At 70.6% G+C, this 1,553-nt stretch carries 2 protein-coding genes and 1 pseudogene; all 3 read right to left on the bottom strand.

Annotation, left to right across the window (positions count from 1 at the left end):
* Window positions 1-123 precede the first annotated feature (123 nt).
* Window positions 124-474 (bottom strand): hypothetical protein, encoded by a 351-nt coding sequence (locus QH276_RS27515; RefSeq protein WP_280406944.1) that lies wholly within the window; start codon window positions 472-474, stop codon window positions 124-126.
* Window positions 475-543: 69 nt separating this feature from the next.
* Entirely contained in the window at window positions 544-1,305 is a 762-nt protein-coding gene (locus QH276_RS27510; protein WP_280406943.1) for an Rv1157c family protein, read from the bottom strand.
* A gap of 22 nt (window positions 1,306-1,327) precedes the next feature.
* A pseudogene (locus QH276_RS27505) lies at window positions 1,328-1,553 on the bottom strand (molybdopterin cofactor-binding domain-containing protein); the annotation flags it as partial.

The raw sequence follows: 1,553 nt of genomic DNA, 5'->3' as shown, positions 1-1,553 counted from the left end.
CGCTGCGCCCCCGGCTCGCGGCGCCGTGCTGGCTGCCGGGGGTTCCCGCCGTCCGCCCGCCCCGCCCCCCCCCGCGCCCCCCCCCCCCCCCGCGGCGCCGCAGGCGCCGCCAATAAACACAGCTCAGGTCTGGCAGTGCCGGGTGGTGGCGACCCGCAGGTCGGGTTCGCCCGTGACCACCCGCAAACCGGGTCGTTCGTCCGGACTCGAATGGTCGCCCATCCACGACAGCAGCGACCAGCGCGACAGACCGGACAGCGCCGAGCCGAGGCTGAGGAAGGATCCGCTGGAGATCAGCGAACCGAAGGATCCGATCGAGCCGATCGACAGGACCGAGCCGACACTGCCGATGGACAGGACCGAATACGCCGACCCGATGGAGAGGATCGACCCCTCGGATCGGATCGACAGAATCGAACGCGACGATCGCCGGCTGCGGATTCCGGGCTTGTGCGAATGTTCGACAGTCGCCATAACCCCGGTCTACCACAGAAACACGTGTTTCCCGGTGCGCCACCGCACCGGGAAACACAGAGTTCACGACTAGCCGACTGTGAAGAAGCCCAAGGTCGGCGCGAAGGTGCAGCTCCGGGTCTCGGTTTCGGTGGCCTGGGTGGTGAGGCCGCCGCCGATGACCGCGACGATCCGGCCGGTGCCGGTGTTCGCGATGGCCGACAGCGTGGCCGGGCCGTCGGGGTTGATCTTCGCCTGGTCGGTGAGCACCTCGGTGCCGGCGGCGCCGGTATCGATATTGCGCCACTGCACCGTCATCGCCCGCGGCTGTTCGGGAGTGGGGCGTTCGGTGCCCAGCGCGGTGAACACGAAACCGGTCTGACCGGCGGCCGGGCCGGGCGGCGGCAGCTGCGCCGGGCCGGGGACCGCGAGCGCGGTGCCGACCGAATCGCCCGAGGGCGCGATGCAGCCCTTGCCGATGGTCGGATACAGGAATTGCGCGATGGCGGGGCCGGATTCGGGAATCTCCGGGCCGCCGCCGCCACTTCCGTCCAGGAAGGTGATGACCCTTTGCAGGGTCGATTCGATCTGCGGCGGCAGGTTCACCGTGTCCAGCAGGGCGCGCGCCTGGGCCAGGATGGCTGCCTGCGGGCTGCCCGGTGCCGCGACGTTCTGCGCGACGGGGGCGGCCTGCGGGTTGACGATGGCCGGGGCCAGGGCGGCGAGCACATCGACGGGGACCCCTTCGGGGACCATCGGGACACTGCTCACCGATGCCTCGGTGGCCGGGGCCGCGACGGCCGTCGCGGGCGGCCCGAGGGAGGCCCCCGCCCCAATGGCGAGCGCGGACATTGCGATCCGCCATCCACGGGTGCGAAGCACTGGGATTGCCGTCGTCGTCGTAGGCCAGATGCTCGTAGAGCGCGCCGCCGATGCCTTGCACGGTACCGCCGTAGATCTGGCCTTCCACCACGTTCGGATTGATCATCGGCCCCACATCCTCGCTCACCACGAACCGCAGCGGCGCCGCGTGATAGAGCGGGGCGGGGGACAGGTAGACCGTTTCGGTGTCGAATCCGTAGAGCGGGCCGAAGACCGCG

Origin of the sequence: Nocardia carnea, from assembly GCF_029869215.1 — a bacterium.
In the GTDB taxonomy this organism is placed as follows: Bacteria; Actinomycetota; Actinomycetes; order Mycobacteriales; family Mycobacteriaceae; genus Nocardia; species Nocardia carnea_B.
The sequence above is the reverse complement of the archived record's forward strand: the minus strand, read 5'-3'. Positions and strand labels throughout refer to the sequence as shown.